1 protein-coding gene is annotated in these 601 nt (G+C 53.9%); it reads left to right on the top strand.

Going from position 1 to position 601, the window contains the following annotated elements; translation table 11 throughout:
* A partial coding sequence (locus tag ACTHUE_RS19825; protein WP_440424260.1) for an NADP-dependent isocitrate dehydrogenase occupies window positions 1-601 on the top strand: 601 nt, incomplete at both ends.

Raw genomic sequence — 601 nt, 5'->3', positions numbered from 1 at the left:
CTCTGTAACCGGTAACGTCCTGCGCGACTACCTGACCGACTTGTTCCCAATTTTGGAACTGGGTACCAGCGCGAAAATGCTGTCTATCGTTCCATTGATGAATGGTGGCGGTATGTTTGAAACCGGCGCTGGCGGCTCCGCACCGAAACATGTCCAACAATTCCTCGAAGAAAACCACTTGCGTTGGGACTCTTTGGGCGAATTCCTCGCACTCGCCGTATCGTTTGAACATCTGGCGCAAAAAACCGGCAACTCCAAAGCCCAAGTCCTCGCCGACACTTTGGATGCAGCCACCGAAAAACTGCTGTTGAACGACAAATCGCCTAAACGCAAAGCAGGCGAACTCGACAACCGCGGCAGCCATTTCTACCTCACCCTCTACTGGGCGCAAGAATTGGCGGCGCAAGACAAAGATGCCGAACTGAAAGCCGCATTTGCTCCATTGGCAGCCGCTTTGACTGCCGACGAAGCCAAAATCGTTGAAGAACTCTCTGCCGTACAAGGCAAAGCGGTCGACATCGGCGGCTACTACGCAGCCAATCCTGAAAAAGCGGCACAAGCGATGCGTCCAAGCGCAACCTTTAATCAGGCCTTGTCAGCC

This window comes from Neisseria sp. P0021.S005, assembly GCF_051956955.1.
This window is presented reverse-complemented; position numbering and strand designations above follow the sequence as displayed.